The organism is Devosia sp. (genome assembly GCF_965229025.1).
In the GTDB taxonomy this organism is placed as follows: domain Bacteria; phylum Pseudomonadota; class Alphaproteobacteria; order Rhizobiales; family Devosiaceae; genus Devosia_A.
This window is the reverse complement of sequence record NZ_OZ245853.1, coordinates 245,855-263,514: the sequence shown is the minus strand read 5'-3', so window position 1 is coordinate 263,514 and position 17,660 is coordinate 245,855. Positions and strand designations below refer to the sequence as shown.

Genomic DNA, 17,660 nt, shown 5'->3' with positions numbered 1-17,660 from the left:
AATATATAAATTAAAATACGCATGATCTGAAAATAGCAACGATCAGTTACGAAAACACTCGTTGCTTGCGGTAATTTGACAAAGGAGAGACTCGCCTAGAGACGAACTTATGTCTGGTGTGATCTGGCCCCGTGATCCAGAGTGTGCGGAGAGAACTCCTCATCCGCCCTTCGGGCACCTTCTCCCGCAAGGGGAAAAGGCGATCACAGATGCGACAGGTACGGAAAGAAGAAGGGCCGCCCCGAGGGACGGCCCTTGATTGGTTCAATTTGGCCTCAGCTGCCGGGCTGGGGCTCTGGTGTAGCGTCGGGCTCGGCGTCGGGGCGCTTCTTGCCTGACTTGCCGGCGGTCGGCACGCCCGTTGACTTGGGCGGCAGGTCCGCGTCGGTCGGGCGGTAAGGCGTCTTGCCGTCCATCAGGCCGCGGATTTCGTCGCCGGTCAGCGTCTCGTATTCGAGCAGCGCCAGGGCGATCGTGTGGAGATCAGCGATGTTCTCGCGGATCACCGTCTGCGCCGTCTGGTAGCCCTCTTCAACGAAGCGCTTGATCTCGGAGTCGATGATCTGCTGCGTATCGTCAGACATGTGGACGCCGCGCTGCCCCATGGAGCGGCCAAGGAACACTTCTTCCTGGGCATCGCCGTAGAGCAGTGGGCCGAGCTTGTCGGACATGCCCCATTCGGTCGCCATGGCTCGCGACAAGCTGGTGGCCATCTTGATGTCGGCCGAAGCACCAGAGGTCACCTTGTCGTAGCCGAATATCTCTTCCTCGGCGACGCGGCCACCCATGGCGACCGCGAGATCGGCAAAGGCCTTGCGGCGGGTGAGCGACACCTGATCGCGTTCCGGCAGGCGCATCACCATGCCCAGCGCACGACCGCGCGGGATGATGGTGGCCTTATGGATCGGATCGGAAGCTTCCATCTTGATCGCGAGCAGGGCGTGACCGGCTTCGTGATAGGCGGTGAGCTTCTTGTCTTCCTCGGTCATGCTGAGGGTGCGGCGCTCGGCGCCCATCATCAGTTTGTCCTTTGCATCTTCGAACTCGGCCATAGTGACAAAGCGCTTGTTACGGCGCGCCGCCAGCAAGGCACCCTCGTTGACGAGGTTCATCAGGTCCGCACCGGAGAAACCGGGCGTGCCACGAGCCAGCACCTTGAGGTCCACATCGGGAGCCAGCGGCACCTTGCGCACGTGCACCTTGAGGATCTTCTCGCGGCCCTGCACATCGGGATTGGGCACCACGACCTGACGATCGAAGCGGCCCGGACGCAGCAGCGCCGGATCGAGCACGTCGGGACGGTTGGTGGCGGCGATCAGGATGATGCCCTCGTTCGCCTCAAAGCCGTCCATCTCCACCAGCAGCTGGTTGAGGGTCTGCTCACGCTCGTCATTGCCGCCACCGAGGCCCGCACCACGGTGCCGGCCAACGGCGTCGATTTCGTCGATGAAGATGATGCACGGGGCGTTCTTCTTGGCCTGCTCGAACATGTCGCGGACGCGGCTGGCGCCCACGCCGACGAACATTTCAACGAAGTCCGACCCGGAAATGGTGAAGAACGGGACGTTCGCTTCGCCGGCAACGGCGCGCGCGATCAGCGTCTTACCGGTACCCGGAGGGCCGACCAGCAGCACGCCGCGCGGAATCTTGCCGCCCAAGCGCTGGAACTTCCCCGGATCGCGAAGGAACTCGACGATTTCTTCGAGGTCCTGCTTGGCCTCGTCGACACCGGCGACATCCTCGAAGGTGATCTTGCCCTGCGTCTCGGTGAGCAGCTTGGCGCGCGACTTGCCAAAGCCCATCGCGCCGCCGCGTCCGCCACCCTGCATCTGCCGGATGAAGAAGAACCACACGCCGATAATGACGATGAACGGCAGCCAAGAGGTCAGCAGCGCCGCCCAGAGCGAGTTGCCCTCGGGCTGACGCGCGGTGATCTGCACGCCGCGATCCTGCAGGCGGTTGATGATATCGGCGCCCTGCGGGATCACCGTTTCGAACTTGCTGCCATTGGTCGAGGTGCCCGTGACCACGTCGTTGGTGATGGTCACCGAACTGACGCTGCCAGCGTCGACATCAGTCACGAACTGGCTGTAGCTCTTGTCGCTGACGGCAATGGATCGTGTCGATGACTGGAAGACCTGGAACAGGCCCATCAGCATGAACAGGATCACCAGCCAGATGGCGAAGTTCCGGAAATTGACGTTCATCAGTTCTGTCCTGAATACCGGCGGAAGGCCGGTGAGATAGGCGAATGTAGGCCTCGTGGGGGGGCCTTACAAGGGAGGCACGAACCCGTTCAGGTGCGGCCATTTGAGCCAAAAGTCGAGTGAGAATGCGCCTGCGCGGTTAATTCCGCGTCACATTATCCCCAACCGCCTCGGTAGCTTCGGGCATCACCGCAGCCCCGCGACGCCCGGTCTCGCGGCGGATGGTGATGGTGGTGCCATCCGATGCGATGAGGCAACCATGCAAACTTGTCCGCTTGAGGGCCGCAACGGGGCCGAGCCGATCACAAAGTGTCTCCAGCGCCCCCAGCGCGTGCGGCTTGCGATCGCCACCGATCGTGCCGAGCACTCGGCCGATCAGCCGGACGGCGACAGGGCGCGGCAGGGCGGAGAAATCGGCATGCGGGAGCGCGGCTTCCGACGCTGAGGGGAGACGCAGCAGGCGCACCTGGGCGGTGTCGGTATCGATTGTCACGAGGTCATCGAGTTCGTTCATTCGCAGCGCAAAGGTCGCGAGCCGCCGGCCGTCGAGTCCAAGCGCTGCCAGTTGCGGCAGTTCCTGGCGCCAGCGCACACGCTCATAGTCGGAATCGCGATTGCTGGGATCATCGGCGGGGATGAGCCCAGCGCGGTCGACGATGGCGCGGAGGTCGGCGGGATCGACGTCGAGCAGCGGGCGAAAGAGCAGGCAGCCTTCGGCAAAGCCGAGCCGGTCCATGCCGCGCAGCCCTTCGATGCCGCTGCCATGGGCGAGCCGCATCAGCACGGTTTCGGCCTGGTCGTTGAGATGGTGCGCGGTGAGCAGAATATCGGCGCCATCGGCCGCCATTGCAGCCGCCATCAGGCGATAGCGCGCTGCACGCGCCGCCGCCTGCACACCAGTGTCGGGTTTTTCCCCATCCCAGCGGAGGGCCCGGGCGGCAAAGCCCAGCCGGGTGGCTTCGGTCGCCACCATGCGCGCTTCATCGGCGGCCTCCGGGCGGAGGCCATGGTCGACGGAATACACGAAGATCGGTGGCGTCGGGTGGTGACTTGCCCACTCGGCCACCAGCAGCATGAGTGCCAAGCTGTCCGCTCCACCCGAAACGGCGAGCCCGATGCCGCGCCGCCCAAGGAGCGGCGCGAACATCCGGTCGGTGTCGAAGGTCACGACACCGGGCATTTCGCCTTCTGGTTCTCCTCGGCCAACCGCTTCTGGAAGGCCGGCGAGAGGTCGGGATAACGCTCCTTGAGCGTGAAGAAGGTGCGGCAGGCCACATCGGGCTTGTCGGCACCAGCCAGCGCCACGCCCAGCTTCAGCATCATATCGGGAGCCCGCTTGCTCTCCTTGTACTTGGTGTAGCCATTGGCCAGCACCTCGGCGGCATCGGTGAAAGCGCCGCGCTGCAGCAGCGCTTCGCCCAGCCAGTTGGTGGCATCGGGCGCCTGCGGATCATCGGGATAGAGCGAGATGAACTGCTGGAACTGCTCTTCGGCAAAGGCGTAGTCGCCGCGGGTGATGGCATCATACCCGGCGGCATATTGTGCCTCGGCGTCACCATTGGAGATTGTGCCGCCATCGAGCGACAGGTCGAGCGGCCGATTCGGATCAAGGCTCAGCTGATCGTCGGTACTGAGCGTGCCGAGCTGATCGGTGCCGCCGCCCAATAGCGGATCGGCCGACTGGCCGAGCCCGCCATCCATCGGCTGGTCGGTGCTGGCGAGTGGAGCAGCATCGGTCGCTGCCGGCTGGTCGGCAGCCACTGCGGGGGCGGTGCCCTGCGGCAATGCGTCTGACGGCGTCGCGCTGTCAGTTGGCACTGCCGCCTGAGGTTTTTTTGCGGGGGTGCCCCCTTCCAACTGCTGGAAGCGGAACTCGTTGTCTTCGTTCTGCTTTTGCAGCATGGTCTGCATCTGCGTGAGCTGGAACTGCAGCCCCTCGACCTGACCGGTGAGGGTGCGGAGCTGCTCTTCAAGGTCCTGAATGCGGACCAGCAGTTGCGCCTCGCTCTTGTTCTGCGCCACCAGAATGCGGCCATCGCCGAGATCGGCGGGCGGCACGGCCTTGGCAAACCCGAGCGTCGGGTTGGCGATCAGGTCGCCGGAGGTGCCGGCGTGTGCAAAGCCGGCGACCAGCAATGTGCTGGCAACGGCCGCAACGAGGAGCGCCGGCCGAAGCGCCGGACCGCGAGGTTTGGGAACAAGCACCATTAAAGCTCCGTTCGGATCTGTGCGCAGCTTCATGCTGCATGAAGCGGCTGTAGCAGAGGATTTCGACAAAAAGAAAGCGCCGGGCCCAAATACATGGAACCCGGCGCTTATGCCTCCAGACAAACCTCGTTCGGGGATTACGCGGGCACCGCGCTGCGGTGCCTGCCCCGAACCCGGCTCGCCCTTACTGTACCACCGTCACAGCGCGGCGGTTTTGTGACCAGCACGAGATATCGTTGCAGATGGCCACGGGACGTTCCTTGCCGAACGACTTGGACGTGATGCGACGGGCATCGACACCTTTGGACGACAGATAGTTCACGACCACCGAAGCGCGGCGGGCGCCGAGCGCAATGTTGTACTCGCGGGTGCCGCGCTCGTCGGCATGGCCTTCGATCATAATGCGGTAGTTCTTGTACTGGTTGAGCCAGGCGGCCTGCTTGTCTAGGGTCGCGGTGGCCGTCGGGGTGAGGTTCGACGAGTCGGTCTCGAAGAACACGCGGTCGCCGACCGAAACCAGGAATTCCTGCTGGCTGCCAGGGGCGCCACCGCCAGGCCCGAGATTGCCCACGCCAGTGCCATTGCGCGCACACGCGGCAACCGCGACGACGAGGACCACCATTGCAAGGGAGCGCAGAACGGTGATGAGGGGCGTTACAGAACGCATCCGGAGGTTCTCCAAGTAAAGGAAATTGCTGGGGCGATTTTTACCGCCCGTTATCTTAAGGCGAGGTTCCTGCGCATGGTTAATTGTTCGCTATTCAGGCCACAATATGGCCGGAATCCGGGCTTTTTCGTGATGTTGCAGGAAGGGCACGACTTGCTGGCGTGGTAAACCGATCAGGCGCGTTCGAGCGCATTGAGCGCGAGTTCACCGTCCTCGGGATGGACGCGGTTGCCGACGGAGGCGAACCCACACTTTTCCAGCAAGCCGCGAGACGCAGTGAACGTGACGGGTGTTTCAGCCGTGATGCGCTTGACGCGCACATCGGCAAACGCCTGCCGCACCAGTGCCGCCACCATCGCCGTACCGATCCCCATCCGGTGGTAGGCGGGAACGATGGAATAGCCGATTTCGACCATGCCGCTCGCGTCTGGCGGCCCTTTGTATCCGGCTGTGCCGACAAGGGTTTCGCTGCCATCTATGGTGCAAACGACATAGTGGCCAAGCCATGGAGCGAGGGCTGGATCAGCTCGCAACTGATTGCGAAACCAGTTGCGCACGGCATCTTCATTGAAAGGCGGCGGCCAGCTGACCGGCTGGGCTACCTCCAGGTGCACACACAGCGCGTCTGCCGAGCGCTCTTCAGCATCAAGCGCTGCGACAGAAAACGCGATGAGCCGGGTTTGCACCCGGATCAGCTCCTCAGCGGCGACCAGCTGGGGTCGGAGGCATAGGATTCGGTCGGGATCTGCTGCTCGTTGCGGCCCCAGATATCGACCGACCAGAGCGCCGGGCCCGTATCGCCGCCCGGATCGCGGAAGAACATGATGACGCGGCCGTTGGGGGCCCAAGTGGGGCCTTCCTGCACCGAGTTCGAGGTGGAGAGCACACGCTCGGCAGACCCATCGGGCTTCATGATGCCGATCTGGAAGCCGCCGGCGGACTGGCGGGTATAGGCGATCAGGTCGCCGACGGGCGACCAGACGGGGGTGGAATAGGTGCCATCGCCATAGGAGATACGCTGCGCACCGCCACCGCCGGCACCCATCATATAGAGCTGCGGGCTGCCGCCGCGATCGCTTTCGAACACGATGCGCGAGCCATCCGGGGAAAAGCACGGCGAGGTGTCGATGGCCGCGCCGCTGGTCAGCTGGCTCGGTTTGCCGCCATTGACGCCCGCCTGGTAGATATTGGTGGTGCCGCCATTGCTGACCGAGAATACCACCGTGCCACCATCGGGCGAAAAGCGCGGGGCAAAGGACATCGGCGCATTGTCGATCAGCAGCCTCGAGCTGCCGCCGATGGCCGCGAGATAGACCTGCGGGTTGCCGCCGTCATAGGAGGTGAAGGCGAGGCTGTCGCCTGAAGGCGAAATGCGCGGCCCGAGCGTCAGTGACTTGCCCGAGGTCAGGTACTGAATATTGGCGCCGTCCTGGTCCATGATAGCGAGGCGCTTGACGCGGTTGGCCTTGGGACCGCTTTCGGCGACATACATGACGCGCGTATCGAAATAGCCAGAGCCGCCAGCGAGCGACGCATAGATCGCATCCGACACGATGTGGGCGATGCGGCGATAATTGGCGGCATCGGTGCTGAGTGACTTGCCGACCACCTGCGCCGAGGCCTGCGTATCCCAGACGCGCACCTGCGAGGACACCTGGCCGCCGCGCTCCACCGAGCCCATCACCAGCGCATCGACGGACGCAGCGCGCCAGCTGGCAAAATCCGGCTCATTGGTCACATCGCCCACCTTGATCGGCAGCGAGGCCGGATCGAGCGGCACGAACAGGCCAGACCGCTTGAGGTTGGCGCGCACGATATCGGCGATTTCCTTGCCGAAGGCCGGATCCGAGGAGGCAAAATCGGGAATGGCGATCGGCAGCGGCGTGAAATTGCCGCCGGTAACCACGATTTCCACGAGGGCCTGTGACGGGGTGGTGAGCGCAAAGGCGCCGCCTGCAACGCCAAGCTTGAGCGCATTGCGCCGGGTAATCAGGGTCATCTCAGTCTCCATCTCAATTCTGGGGGCACGGATCAGAAATCCAGAGCCCTAAAGAGTGCTTTCACGTCCTGGCCAGCGACCAGCGGATAGGGACCACACCGCATGACGGCACGTGACACCGCTCGAGCGTAGGCCCCTTCTACATCACTATTGACGCCGCTGGTAATCTGCGGCTGTCCAACCACAGAACCGTCGGCAGCAACTGTAAAGGTCAGTTCGGCAGTAGCGGCTGCATCCTCGGCGCCCGCAGGCATCGAAATACAACCCTTGATTTGGCTCGCCAGCCCGTCGAGTTCCGACTGGCTCAGGGTCGCCGACCGGCCATCGGCCTTGCCGAGGGTCTTTTCACCACCGTCACCAGTGGTCGCGCCACGCGTATCCTCGTTGTTGATGATGTTGGCGACATCATCGGCAAGCTTGGCGGCATCGTCAGCCTTGGCCTGTTCGATCCGCTTCTGTTCGTCGGCCTTCTTCTTGTCGGCAGCCTTCTTGGCATCAGCATCCGCCTTTTTCTTGTCGGCAAGCTTTTTAGCTTCTTCCGCGGCCTTGGCGTCGGCATCGGCCTGCTTCTTGGCCTCGTTCTGCTTTTTGAACTCGGCACGCTTCTGGTCGAGCGCGGCGGTCTTGACGATTGGCTTGGGTACGGCCGCGGTCGGATCCGGCGTGGCATCGGGAGTGGCCAGCGCGGGATCAGGCTGGACCGGATCGGGAGTCGGCTCCGGCGCAGGTTCGGGCTGCGGCGCAGGCTGCTCCACCGGGCGCTCGGCAGGAACCGGGGCCGCCTCGGGCGCAGGCGCGGGATCGGGTTCGACGACCGGTTCTGCCGGAGCGGGCGCTGGAGCGGTCTGTTCCGTCGGCTTGGGCGAAACCGTGGGGGAATCTGTGGGCGTCGGCTGATCTTCGGTGGTGTTGCCGGTGGGCTTGGCGATCTCGGCGGGCTTTTCGGCATCAACAGCCGACGGCGTTTCGGTTTCGACGACCTTGCTCTCGAGAGAACCCTGCCGGATGTTGGTGAACTCAGAAATCGGCACCAAGTCGACCGCGATCGATTCGACCGGCGCGGTCTCAAGCTGCTTGCCAAAGCTCAGGCCCAGGATCGCGAGGGCGATCAGGCTGGCATGGACGATAGCTGAAACCGCGAGGCCGGTGCGCATGGCCTCACTTATCCTGTGCTTGTTCCGTGATGAGGCCAATCTTGGAATAGCCGGCGCCGCTGAGGGCACCCATCACCTTCATCACCGCGCCATAGTTTGCCGTGGTATCGCCGCGCACATAGATGCGATCCTCGGTGCCATTGGCAGCAAGCGCCGCCACCTGCGCCGGCAGGTCTTCGATCGTCACGGGATTGTCGCCCAGAAAGATCGCGCCTTCGGGCGTGACCGAAACGGTGATCGGCTTCTGCTCGGTGTTGAGTTGCTTCGCTTGGGTCTGCGGAAGATCGATGGGAACGCCTACCGTCATCAGCGGCGCGGCCACCATGAAGATGATCAGCAGCACCAGCATGACGTCGACCATCGGCGTGACGTTGATCTCGCTCATTGGCTTGTTGCCGCCACCACGACGGCGACCCCGGCGGCGGCCACCGCCACCCCCGCCTGCGACTGACATGGCCATTAGCGGGTGCCTCGCGATTCGAGCTGGCGGGAAAGGATGGTCGAGAACTCGTCGGCAAAGCCTTCAAGCCGCCCAATCATCTTGTTGGCGTCGCCGGAGAGCTTGTTATAGGCGATCACCGCCGGGATAGCGGCGAGGAGGCCCAGGGCGGTCGCAAACAGTGCTTCAGCGATCGGGCCAGCGACGACCGAAAGGTTGGTGCTCGATGCGGCGGAAATGGCGGTGAAGGCGTTCATGATGCCCCATACCGTGCCGAAAAGGCCAATGAACGGCGAGGCGGAACCGACGGTGGCGAGAAAGCCGAGGCGCTTTTCCAGATTTTCGCTCTCGCGCGAGATCGCCACATCGAGAACTTTGTCGAGCCGGCCCTGGACGCCCATGAACGAGGACGCGTTTTGCTCGTGGCTGCGCTTCCACTCCTTCATGGCGGCGACGAACACCGCGCCAAGGCCGACGTTCGGCTTTTCGGACATCTCCTGGTAGAGCTCTTCCAGCGATTGGCCAGACCAGAAGACGCGCTCGAAACGGTTCATCTCGCGCTTGGCGCGGCCATAAAGCATCGACTTGTCGACGATGATCGCCCAGCACCAGACGGAGGCGCCGAGCAGCCCCGTCATCACTATTTTTACGACGATATCGGCCTGCCAGAACAGCGCCCAGATCGACAGGTCAGCGTGCGGCGCGACCGTGGCAGCGGCATCCATGTGTGGGTCCTTTCAGTCCGGCCCCGGCGACCGAAACCTGATGGTTGGGTCGATGCGGTTCAAATTTGTCAAATTTAAGAGAAAAGCCCGGTTTCCCGGACCTCTGGCACGTCGCCTGATGCAGTGCCCCAATTATCGTCAACAAGAGGTTAAGATTTGGAGTCTGCGCTCATCACGCTATGACGAGGCGCGCCGCAAGATCCTTGGGGAGACGCGCCACGCCACCCCCGGTCTTGATCGCCACCACCAGCACGTCTGCCTCGGTGATCACCCCGCCATCGCGCAGAATCGACTGCTTGAGGGCGAGCCGAACGGGACTGGCAGAGGTGACTTCGGTCACCACTTCAAGCAGGTCATCGATATGCGCAGCAGCGAGGAACTCGACGCTCATTGAGCGCACGGCAAAAGCGATGCCGATCTTCATCAGCTCCGAGTGATGCACTCCGCGCTCACGCAGGAATTCGGTCCGCGCCCGCTCGAAGAAATGGAGGTACGCCGCGTGATAGACGTTGCCGGAAAAATCGGTGTCTTCGTAGTAGACGCGAACGGGGAAGAGGGAGGACGTCATATGTCCTCGCGATCGAGAATATGGACAGTCGTCGTCGGCAGATTGCCCAGCCGCATTCGCAAGGCAGCCGGACGGAACCGTTTCGCCGCCAGCGCGACGCCCGTGGCCGGTACGCATCGATATTCCATCTCCGCCGTCCCCTCGAAGCAGCGGTGGCAGATGTCGGTGTCGTGGTATGGGAAGTCATCGCCCACGGTGATCCGATAGTAGAGCGACACCTCGTGGAAGAGCTGCGACCGGTCTGGGTAAAACGACTCCATGACGAAGACGAGGTCGCCGACCTCGATTGCGTGCCCGAACTCTTCCTGCATTTCGCGCACCAGCGTGTCCGCGCTGGCCTCGCCCTGCTCGATCCGTCCGCCGGGCAGAAAAGTCGTCGGGTTGCCGGCGATGTTCTGCACCAGCACCCGCCCATTGCGGATGGCGATTGCCGCCGCGCGCATCTGGAAACGATCCACGCCATCATCGAAACAAACCATGCGGTCGTGCCGCAGGATCGGGCGGTGCTCGACCATCAGCTTTCACCCTCGGGTTCTTCGAACAGGCTCGCCTGGGTCCCAATAAAACCCTGCGGCACGGCGAGGCCCATGTGCTGGAAGGCGATGCCGGTGAGCATGCGGCCGCGCGAGGTGCGCTGAATGAAGCCCTGCTGCAGCAGGTAGGGCTCTACGATCTCTTCGATGGCGTCACGTGGTTCGGAGAGCGCGGCGGCAATGGTTTCGATGCCTACGGGTCCGCCATTGTAGAATTCGGCAATGACCTTGAGATAGCGCCGGTCAAGCTGGTCGAGCCCGCGCGCATCGACGTCGAGGCGCAGCAGAGCCTTGTCGGCGAGCTTGCGGTCGATGGTGGCGGCGCCCTCGTAGAGGGCGAAATCCGCGACCCGGCGGAGCAGGCGACCCGCGATGCGCGGTGTGCCGCGCGAGCGGCGGGCGACTTCCATCGCGCCATCGGAGGCCATCGGCGTTCCCATCAACCGGGCGCCGCGCTCGACGATCTTCACAAGCTCTTCCGGGGTGTAGAAATTGAGCCGGATCGGGATGCCGAAACGATCGCGCAGCGGCGTGGTCAGTAGCCCGGCACGTGTCGTTGCACCGATCAGGGTGAACTTCGCCAGATCGATCCGCACCGAGCGGGCAGCCGGCCCCTCCCCGATGATCAAATCGAGCTGATAGTCCTCCATCGCGGGATAGAGGATTTCCTCGATCGCCGGATTGAGCCGGTGGATCTCGTCAATGAAGAGCACATCGCGCTCTTCCAGATTGGTCAGCAGCGCCGCCAGATCGCCCGCCTTGGCGATGACCGGGCCGGAAGTTGCGCGGAAACCGACGCCAAGCTCCCGCGCCACGATCTGCGCCAGCGTGGTCTTGCCCAGCCCCGGCGGGCCGACGAACAGCACATGGTCGAGTGCGGACTTGCGCTGCTTGGCCGCAGAAATGAACACCTCGAGATTGGCCCGTGCATCGGCCTGCCCGACAAACTCGGAAAACCCGCTGGGCCGCAGGGCCACATCGAGCGGCTCGTCACGACCGGCGATTGGGGAGGTAAGGTCGGTCACTTGAGGAGTTCCATACCGGGAATACGGTTCGCAGCGGGTTTGTCAAAAGTCACAATCTTGGAGGCGCCAGCGTCTTTGGCCACTGCAGCGATTATGCAGTCGGCAATTCCCGCTCGAGCACTATGGGCAACAGAGAGTGCCCGCTCGACGAGATCGGCCCGCTCGACAATAATGTTCGCGCTTTCCATTACCCAGTCGAAAACACCCTCAATGCGCTCGTGAGAAAAACCGTATGCGCGATCGAGAACCCATGCCAGTTCTGCAAGAACAACGGCGCTGATAAAGGCTGGATCGTCAACGCTTCGTTGCGCCAAAAATGCTTGCGCTGCAGTAGTTTGAGCAATGTTGTCTTTCACCGCTACGCGGACGAGGACGTTGGTATCGACACCAATCATGGTCTGGAGCGCCGATCGCGCTCGGCAACCGCCTCGCCGATCGCCTCATCCATCTCCTCAATGGACAACTGCCGACCATTAGGTGGCACCATCGGAACGAAGTCCTCAAGCCGCTTGGTTTTTGGTCGCACCGTCAGGACGCCACTTTCAAGCTTCCACCGCAGCGGCGTACCTTCTTTGATGCCAAGCGCATCGCGCAATTCCTTGGGGATGGTCGTCTGGCCCTTGCTTGTGACCGTAGACTGCAGATGAATCGTAGAATGTTCGTTCATTGTTGCACCGTCCGATCCTTACCCATAGAGATTAGTAAGGAAAGTAACTTCCCGCAAGGCTAAGTTGCCAATTCCCTGAGCCCAAGCCGGATCAGCTTGTCCGTGGCGATGTCATCGCCCTCCCGGCCGATCACACGGGCAACCGCAGCTGAGGCCTGGGCGCTGGAATAACCGAGGTTGGTGAGAGCGGAGACGGCGTCCGCGACATTGCCGGCAGCGACCTTGTCCCCCAGCGCCGCCTGGAGGCCGAGAACGCCGGCGTCGATAGCGCCACCGGCGGGCACTTTGCCCTTGAGTTCGGTGACGATGCGGACCGCAAGCTTGGGGCCGACGCCGTTGGCGCGGCCGATCATGGCCCTGTCCTGCAGCGCAATGGCGCTCGCGAGTTCTGACGGGGTGAGCACCGACAGGACGCCCAGCGCCACGCGCGCCCCGACCCCCTGCACCGTCGTCAGCGTCATGAACCAGGCCTTTTCGGCTTCGCTGGCAAAGCCATAGAGCCGAATCAGGTCCTCGCGGACCAGCATGTCGATGTGGAGGACCGTCGCGTGCCCCACCTGCGGCAGCGCCGCGAGCGTCTTGGACGAACAGAAGGCCTCGTAGACCACCCCGTTGACGTCGAGATGGACGAAGTCGTCGCCAAAACCGTCGACCATCCCCTTGAGCTTGGCGATCATGCGGACACCGCCAGCCGGCGCATTGTCCGGTGGTGCGCGTGGCAGATGGCGATTGCCAGGGCGTCGGCCGCGTCAGCGCCTTTGAAGTCTGCGGTGGGCAAGAGGATCTTCACCATCGTCTGCACCTGGGTTTTCTCGGCATGGCCGGTTCCGACCACGGACTTCTTGACAAGGTTGGCGGCATATTCGCCGACCGGCAGTCCGCGGCTGGCGGGCGTCATCAGCACCACGCCGCGCGCCTGCCCCAGCTGCAGCGCCGAGCGCGCGCCGGCCGAAACGAAGGTCTCTTCAACGGCCGCTTCGTCGGGCCGGTACTGGTCGAGCAAGGCCAAGAGGCCGAGGTGCAGTTGCACCAGGCGCTCGGCCAGCGACAGGTCAACCGGCGGCGTCAACGTGCCCGAGGCGACGTAGCTCAGCCGGTTGCCTTGGCTCTCGACAATGCCCCAGCCACACCGCCGGAGCCCGGGATCGATCCCGATGATTCGCACCATTTCTGCCATGAGACATCCCTAAGCCAACCGGGCGCAGCCTACCAAGCAAATTGCGAACAAACAGGAAACCTTCATCCCCTGTGAACCAATTCTGCGCAATTGCGATGGCGACATGAACCAGCCGTATACGTAATGGCCGCTACCACTTTCTCTCGGGGAGGGTGGTCAGTTGGAGTGTGCTGATGCGACTTGGCGAATTGCCACCTGCAGGATGGGCGCGAGTGTGGCGCTGGACCGCTATCGTTTCCCTGACGTCGGCGACCGCTTCGGTCGCCATTTCCCAGGCGATTATGCTGGCGATCTCGCAAGGAATGAACATCCAGGGCTGCATCGCCGCCTTCATCTTGCCGCTGCTGCTCGGCACACCGATGATGTTTTACCACCTTACCCGCACCGAGCAGTTGCGGCTGGCCAACCAGAAGCTTGAAGTGCTGGCCTCCACCGATTGGCTCACCGGCTGCCTCAACCGTCGGGCCTTTACCGCAAAGGTCAGTGCGCACCTGCAAAGCGGAAAGAGCGGCCCGGGGGCCCTGCTGATTATCGACGCCGATGATTTCAAGCTGATCAACGACGCGTTCGGTCACGACCAGGGAGATGCCGCGCTGCAGATGATCGCCGACAGCATCCGCGCCAACGTCGGATCTCACGATTTGGTGGGCCGCCTCGGTGGTGAGGAGTTCGGTGTGCTGCTCGTCAATGCCGACAAGGAGGCAGTGGTTGTCGGAACTGAGCGGATTCGCAGCGCAATCAATAGCTTGAGCGTTGGCAGGGACGGCGTCGCCCGGCAATTGTCGGTTAGTATTGGCGGGTTCAGTTTCGCCGGTGAGGCGTTGTTCTCTGAGTTATTCAGGTCAGCCGACCAAAGGCTCTATGTTGCCAAGCGCGACGGACGGAACCGCGTCGACATTGGACACACTGTTGCGGCCCCGCCTCTATCGCAGGTAGCGTAAGCGGATCGATATATTCGTGATCCACATTTAAAGGACTTTGAAACCTCAGCGCCGCACTCTGGGCTTTGCGAGAAAAAGCATGCGGGACTTAGGTGGACAAATTCGACCTGTCAGCGTTGGGACGAACTCGAGTTGTGCTGGGCACGATCGGGATCACGCTGGCCTGCGTGGCCGTGGCGCTCGGGGTGGATTCATTCAACTGGCCAACCCTGACGCCAGACCAGCAGTTCCGAGCCATCATGGTGGATGTGGCATTGCCGCTCCTGCTCGCGGGGCCCCTGACTTATGTGCTGCTCAGCAAACTGCGCCAGCTTGCCATCGCCCACTGGCAACTCAGCGTGCACGCCGCGACAGATAGCCTGACATCAGTACTTAACCGCGGCGCCTTTACCGCGCTGGTCGAGGCCTACCTGAGCGAGGTGAAATCCAGCGAGCGCGAGACCAAGGGCGCGCTGCTCATCATTGACGCCGACAACTTCAAATCGATCAACGATCGCTACGGCCACGACAAGGGCGACGATGCCCTTCGATTGATTGCCAGCTCAGTAAGTGGCGTGCTGCGGAGTGTCGATCTGGTTGGCCGCATCGGTGGCGAGGAGTTCGGCGTTTTCCTGCCGGGCAGCTCGCCGATCTCGGCCGAAGCGGTAGCAGAGCGCATCCGCCTCACCATCAATGGCGCCGAATTCCTGCCGGAGGGGAAACCGCAACGGCTGTCGGTCAGTATCGGCGGCGCGGCCTTCGATCGGCGCTTGCCTTACCGCGAGTTGTTCAGGTTTGCCGATCAGCAACTGTACCTCGCCAAAGAAAATGGGCGAAACCGGGTCTCGGTTTCGCCCATCACGCATTACGAGGGATTTGCGGCGGCGGCAGCCTGACCGGCGATCAGCCAGCCAGCCGCTCCATGTCTTCGTCGCTCATCTCGAAATTGGCATAGACGTTCTGCACGTCGTCGTCCTCTTCGAGGATGCTGATCATCTTGAGCAGGGTCTCGCCCTTGTCGCCATCGACGGGCACATTGTTGTGCGGCTTCCAGATGAACTTGGCCGATTCCGGCTCGCCCAGCACCTTTTCGAGCGCCGCAGCGACTTCGTTCATGGCCTCGAACGAGGTGTAGATCCAGTGGCCTTCTTCGTCGCTTTCGACGTCATCGGCACCGGCCTCGATCGCCGCTTCCATCACCTTGTCTTCGCTGCCCACGGTAACCGGATAGGCGATCTCGCCGACGCGGTCGAACATGAAGGCGACCGAATTGGTTTCACCCAGCGCGCCGCCGTTCTTGGAAAAGGTCGAACGGACGTTGGACGCGGTGCGGTTGCGGTTGTCGCTCAGCGCCTCGACGATCACCGCCACGCCGCCGGGGCCGTAGCCCTCATAGCGGATTTCTTCGTAGCTTTCGGTGTCCGCGCCCGACGCCTTCTTGATGGCGCGCTCGATATTGTCGCGCGGCATCGACAGGGCGCGCGCGTTGCTGACGGCAAGGCGCAGGCGCGAGTTGAATGCCGGGTCCGGCACGCCGAGCTTGGCGGCGACCGTGATTTCACGGGCGAGCTTGGAAAACACCTTCGAGCGGACGGCGTCGGATTTGCCCTTGCGGTGCATAATGTTCTTGGCATGCGAATGGCCGGCCATGCGGACATCCCCCTCACAATGCTGGTTCGATTGGTCGCGGCTTATAGGCAAAGACCGCGCAAAAGTGAAGCCGGTCAGAACTCCGGCAGCGCCTGAGCCAGAACGCCGCCAATTCGAACCGGCAGCACGCGGGTGGTGAGACCGGTTTTTGGGTCGGTCTCGATGGCCACGCCGCAAAGCGTCGCCTCGCCTTCAGCCGGTGTGAAGCGGCCCTGCGCGATGCCGGTGAGGAAGCGATTGAGCGGCTCATCAGTCTCGACCCCGATGACGGAATCGAAATCGCCGCACATGCCCGCGTCAGCCATCAGCGCCGTGCCGTGCTTGAGGATGCGATGGTCGGCCGTGGGAATATGAGTATGGGTGCCAACGACGAGGCTCGCCCGGCCATCGAGAAAATGGCCCATGGCTTGGATTTCGGACGTCGCCTCCGTGTGGAAATCGACGACGATCGCGTCAGCCTGTTCGCCGAGGGGACATGCGGCGATAGCAGCCTCGACGGCGCGGAACGGATCATCCACCGGATGCATGAACACCCTACCCTGCGCGTTGATCACCAGGACGCGATGCCCGTTGCGTCCCTCAATGAGGTTGGCGCCCCGCCCCGGCGTTCCCGGCGGAAAGTTGATCGGCCGGATGAGTGTCGGCTCGCGGGCAATGTAGCTGAGCGTGTCGCGCTGATCGAAGGCGTGGTCGCCCAGCGTCACGACGTCTGCGCCGGCCGCCTTGATGTCGGTGAAGTGCGGCTCCGTCAGGCCCTTGCCATGGCTGGCATTCTCGCCGTTGACGATGACGAAGTCGAAGCGATAGCGCTCAATCAGTCCCGGCAGGCGATCCGACACACCGTCGCGGCCGGATCGGCCGACGACGTCACCCAGAAACAATAGTCTCACAGAACAGCAGCCTCATGGGTGAACATCCGAACCCCGTGTTCGGTGACAATGGCATCAAGCGGCACATCGTGCGGCTCGCGGGGGATATGGTCAACCTCCTGCAGGCCGAAGGCAAAGCCGATGAGGCGCGGGCGCTTGCTCATCGCTGCGAGGGTCCGGTCATAATAGCCGCCGCCATAGCCGAGCCGGGTGCCGGATTTGTCGAAGCCGAGGAGCGGCATGAGGATCACATCGGGTTCCACCTTTGGAGCCCCCTCCTCCGGTGCCAGCGTTCCGAAGCCTGCCTCGTAAAGCGGTGCTCCATCCTGCCACAACCTGAGTTCCAACGGCTGCTCGTCCCCAAGCACGACCGGCAGGCAGACCGGCTGGCCACTGTCCATCAGGCGGCTGATCACTGCCTTCAGGTCGAGCTCATCGCGGATCGCCCAATAGCCGGCAACGATCTCATCGGCCTTGAGCGGCACAGCCGCAAAAAAGTGCTGTGTCGCCAACCCGGAGGCCTCAGAGCGCTGGCTGTGATGGAATGCCGCGCGCTTCTTGTGCGCTACGGCCCGCAGAGCGGTCTTGGTCGTTTCGATTTGTGGGTCTGTCATCGGGCCATTTTCAGCCGGAGAGGACTTCGCCGCCTGTTGGGCAAGCCTGTCCGATCCAGTATCCTCCCCAGAATAAAGGTGCCGCCACGGCCGTGGGATACAGATCCTGGGAACCTACTTACGTAGGTGGGCGCCGTGTGTCCAAACCCACGGGTCAGGACGGGGACAGCTCCCTTAAGGATCAGTACGGCCCCAGGGAAATAAGATCCTACACGCACCGGGCAGCACCCCAATATAG

Annotated in this window: 21 protein-coding genes and 1 other RNA gene; 2 read left to right on the top strand and 20 right to left on the bottom strand. The window is 62.8% G+C overall.

Annotated features, from left to right (window positions below):
- Positions 1-275 precede the first annotated feature (275 nt).
- The 16 genes from ftsH to ruvC all read right to left on the bottom strand — a co-directional run bounded on the left by ftsH (position 276) and on the right by ruvC (position 13,369).
- The gene (gene ftsH / locus ACO06J_RS01335; protein ID WP_421758901.1) at positions 276-2,207 is read right to left on the bottom strand and encodes an ATP-dependent zinc metalloprotease FtsH; all 1,932 of its coding nucleotides are present in this window, start codon (positions 2,205-2,207) and stop codon (positions 276-278) included.
- 139 nt (positions 2,208-2,346) lie between these two features.
- Complete coding sequence (gene tilS, locus ACO06J_RS01330) at positions 2,347-3,387, bottom strand: tRNA lysidine(34) synthetase TilS (RefSeq protein WP_421758900.1); 1,041 nt, start codon at positions 3,385-3,387, stop codon at positions 2,347-2,349.
- On the bottom strand, positions 3,372-4,415 hold the full coding sequence (gene ybgF, locus ACO06J_RS01325; RefSeq protein ID WP_421758899.1) for a tol-pal system protein YbgF: 1,044 nt from the start codon (positions 4,413-4,415) through the stop codon (positions 3,372-3,374). Before ybgF ends, tilS begins: the two co-directional genes overlap by 16 nt.
- A gap of 184 nt (positions 4,416-4,599) precedes the next feature.
- Entirely contained in the window at positions 4,600-5,082 is a 483-nt protein-coding gene (gene pal, locus ACO06J_RS01320; RefSeq protein ID WP_421758898.1) for a peptidoglycan-associated lipoprotein Pal, read from the bottom strand.
- Positions 5,083-5,255: 173 nt separating this feature from the next.
- On the bottom strand, positions 5,256-5,768 hold the full coding sequence (locus ACO06J_RS01315; RefSeq protein WP_421758897.1) for a GNAT family N-acetyltransferase: 513 nt from the start codon (positions 5,766-5,768) through the stop codon (positions 5,256-5,258).
- Between the two features lie 5 nt (positions 5,769-5,773).
- Positions 5,774-7,081 (bottom strand): Tol-Pal system beta propeller repeat protein TolB, encoded by a 1,308-nt coding sequence (gene tolB, locus ACO06J_RS01310; protein WP_421758896.1) that lies wholly within the window; start codon positions 7,079-7,081, stop codon positions 5,774-5,776.
- 32 nt (positions 7,082-7,113) lie between these two features.
- The gene (locus tag ACO06J_RS01305) at positions 7,114-8,235 is read right to left on the bottom strand and encodes a hypothetical protein (RefSeq protein ID WP_421758895.1); all 1,122 of its coding nucleotides are present in this window, start codon (positions 8,233-8,235) and stop codon (positions 7,114-7,116) included.
- Between the two features lie 4 nt (positions 8,236-8,239).
- Complete coding sequence (gene tolR, locus ACO06J_RS01300; RefSeq protein WP_421758894.1) at positions 8,240-8,695, bottom strand: protein TolR; 456 nt, start codon at positions 8,693-8,695, stop codon at positions 8,240-8,242.
- Entirely contained in the window at positions 8,695-9,399 is a 705-nt protein-coding gene (gene tolQ / locus ACO06J_RS01295) for a protein TolQ (RefSeq protein ID WP_421758893.1), read from the bottom strand. The genes tolR and tolQ overlap by 1 nt, the downstream gene beginning before the upstream one ends.
- Before the next feature lie 172 nt (positions 9,400-9,571).
- Positions 9,572-9,967, bottom strand: a complete 396-nt coding sequence (locus ACO06J_RS01290; protein WP_421758892.1) for a YbgC/FadM family acyl-CoA thioesterase — start codon at positions 9,965-9,967, stop codon at positions 9,572-9,574.
- Positions 9,964-10,482: an NUDIX hydrolase gene (locus tag ACO06J_RS01285; protein ID WP_421758891.1), complete on the bottom strand. Its 519-nt coding sequence runs from the start codon at positions 10,480-10,482 to the stop codon at positions 9,964-9,966. The genes ACO06J_RS01290 and ACO06J_RS01285 overlap by 4 nt, the downstream gene beginning before the upstream one ends.
- A complete protein-coding gene (gene ruvB, locus ACO06J_RS01280; RefSeq protein ID WP_421758890.1) occupies positions 10,482-11,525 on the bottom strand; it encodes a Holliday junction branch migration DNA helicase RuvB in 1,044 nt (347 codons plus the stop codon). The genes ACO06J_RS01285 and ruvB overlap by 1 nt, the downstream gene beginning before the upstream one ends.
- Positions 11,522-11,920, bottom strand: coding sequence for a PIN domain-containing protein (locus ACO06J_RS01275; RefSeq protein WP_421758889.1), 399 nt, complete (start codon positions 11,918-11,920; stop codon positions 11,522-11,524). The genes ruvB and ACO06J_RS01275 overlap by 4 nt, the downstream gene beginning before the upstream one ends.
- On the bottom strand, positions 11,917-12,192 hold the full coding sequence (locus tag ACO06J_RS01270) for an AbrB/MazE/SpoVT family DNA-binding domain-containing protein (RefSeq protein ID WP_421758888.1): 276 nt from the start codon (positions 12,190-12,192) through the stop codon (positions 11,917-11,919). The genes ACO06J_RS01275 and ACO06J_RS01270 overlap by 4 nt, the downstream gene beginning before the upstream one ends.
- Positions 12,193-12,251: 59 nt before the next feature.
- Positions 12,252-12,869 carry a Holliday junction branch migration protein RuvA gene (gene ruvA / locus ACO06J_RS01265; protein WP_421758887.1) on the bottom strand — a complete coding sequence of 206 codons (618 nt, stop codon included), beginning with the start codon at positions 12,867-12,869 and terminating at the stop codon, positions 12,252-12,254.
- A complete protein-coding gene (gene ruvC / locus ACO06J_RS01260; protein WP_421758886.1) occupies positions 12,866-13,369 on the bottom strand; it encodes a crossover junction endodeoxyribonuclease RuvC in 504 nt (167 codons plus the stop codon). Before ruvC ends, ruvA begins: the two co-directional genes overlap by 4 nt.
- Before the next feature lie 212 nt (positions 13,370-13,581).
- Between ruvC and ACO06J_RS01255 the strand changes: the two genes are divergently transcribed.
- Together ACO06J_RS01255 and ACO06J_RS01250 are read left to right on the top strand one after the other, a co-directional pair.
- A complete protein-coding gene (locus ACO06J_RS01255; protein ID WP_421758885.1) occupies positions 13,582-14,310 on the top strand; it encodes a GGDEF domain-containing protein in 729 nt (242 codons plus the stop codon).
- Positions 14,311-14,402: 92 nt separating this feature from the next.
- Positions 14,403-15,185, top strand: coding sequence for a GGDEF domain-containing protein (locus ACO06J_RS01250; RefSeq protein ID WP_421758884.1), 783 nt, complete (start codon positions 14,403-14,405; stop codon positions 15,183-15,185).
- A gap of 7 nt (positions 15,186-15,192) precedes the next feature.
- Here the strand turns inward: ACO06J_RS01250 and ACO06J_RS01245 are convergent, their stop codons facing one another.
- From ACO06J_RS01245 to ssrS, 4 genes are all read right to left on the bottom strand, one after another.
- Positions 15,193-15,939: a YebC/PmpR family DNA-binding transcriptional regulator gene (locus tag ACO06J_RS01245; RefSeq protein ID WP_421758883.1), complete on the bottom strand. Its 747-nt coding sequence runs from the start codon at positions 15,937-15,939 to the stop codon at positions 15,193-15,195.
- Between the two features lie 74 nt (positions 15,940-16,013).
- A complete protein-coding gene (locus tag ACO06J_RS01240) occupies positions 16,014-16,829 on the bottom strand; it encodes a TIGR00282 family metallophosphoesterase (RefSeq protein WP_421758882.1) in 816 nt (271 codons plus the stop codon).
- Positions 16,826-17,422, bottom strand: a complete 597-nt coding sequence (locus ACO06J_RS01235) for a 5-formyltetrahydrofolate cyclo-ligase (protein ID WP_421758881.1) — start codon at positions 17,420-17,422, stop codon at positions 16,826-16,828. The genes ACO06J_RS01240 and ACO06J_RS01235 overlap by 4 nt, the downstream gene beginning before the upstream one ends.
- Positions 17,423-17,496: 74 nt before the next feature.
- Positions 17,497-17,653, bottom strand: a non-coding RNA gene (gene ssrS / locus ACO06J_RS01230) — 6S RNA.
- Positions 17,654-17,660 lie beyond the last annotated feature (7 nt).

Excerpts from the sequence above, each read along its gene's own strand:
- ACO06J_RS01245 (WP_421758883.1), bottom strand. The coding sequence starts at position 15,939 with ATGGCCGGCCATTCGCATGCCAAGAACATTATGCACCGCAAGGGCAAA.
- ACO06J_RS01305 (WP_421758895.1), bottom strand. The coding sequence starts at position 8,235 with ATGCGCACCGGCCTCGCGGTTTCAGCTATCGTCCATGCCAGCCTGATC.
- ACO06J_RS01235 (WP_421758881.1), bottom strand. The coding sequence starts at position 17,422 with ATGACAGACCCACAAATCGAAACGACCAAGACCGCTCTGCGGGCCGTA.
- ruvC (WP_421758886.1), bottom strand. The coding sequence starts at position 13,369 with ATGGCAGAAATGGTGCGAATCATCGGGATCGATCCCGGGCTCCGGCGG.
- ACO06J_RS01285 (WP_421758891.1), bottom strand. The coding sequence starts at position 10,482 with ATGGTCGAGCACCGCCCGATCCTGCGGCACGACCGCATGGTTTGTTTC.
- ruvA (WP_421758887.1), bottom strand. The coding sequence starts at position 12,869 with ATGATCGCCAAGCTCAAGGGGATGGTCGACGGTTTTGGCGACGACTTC.
- tolR (WP_421758894.1), bottom strand. The coding sequence starts at position 8,695 with ATGGCCATGTCAGTCGCAGGCGGGGGTGGCGGTGGCCGCCGCCGGGGT.
- tolB (WP_421758896.1), bottom strand. The coding sequence starts at position 7,081 with ATGACCCTGATTACCCGGCGCAATGCGCTCAAGCTTGGCGTTGCAGGC.
- ACO06J_RS01290 (WP_421758892.1), bottom strand. The coding sequence starts at position 9,967 with ATGACGTCCTCCCTCTTCCCCGTTCGCGTCTACTACGAAGACACCGAT.
- tolQ (WP_421758893.1), bottom strand. The coding sequence starts at position 9,399 with ATGGATGCCGCTGCCACGGTCGCGCCGCACGCTGACCTGTCGATCTGG.
- ACO06J_RS01275 (WP_421758889.1), bottom strand. The coding sequence starts at position 11,920 with ATGATTGGTGTCGATACCAACGTCCTCGTCCGCGTAGCGGTGAAAGAC.
- ACO06J_RS01270 (WP_421758888.1), bottom strand. The coding sequence starts at position 12,192 with ATGAACGAACATTCTACGATTCATCTGCAGTCTACGGTCACAAGCAAG.
- pal (WP_421758898.1), bottom strand. The coding sequence starts at position 5,082 with ATGCGTTCTGTAACGCCCCTCATCACCGTTCTGCGCTCCCTTGCAATG.
- tilS (WP_421758900.1), bottom strand. The coding sequence starts at position 3,387 with ATGCCCGGTGTCGTGACCTTCGACACCGACCGGATGTTCGCGCCGCTC.
- ftsH (WP_421758901.1), bottom strand. The coding sequence starts at position 2,207 with ATGAACGTCAATTTCCGGAACTTCGCCATCTGGCTGGTGATCCTGTTC.
- ybgF (WP_421758899.1), bottom strand. The coding sequence starts at position 4,415 with ATGGTGCTTGTTCCCAAACCTCGCGGTCCGGCGCTTCGGCCGGCGCTC.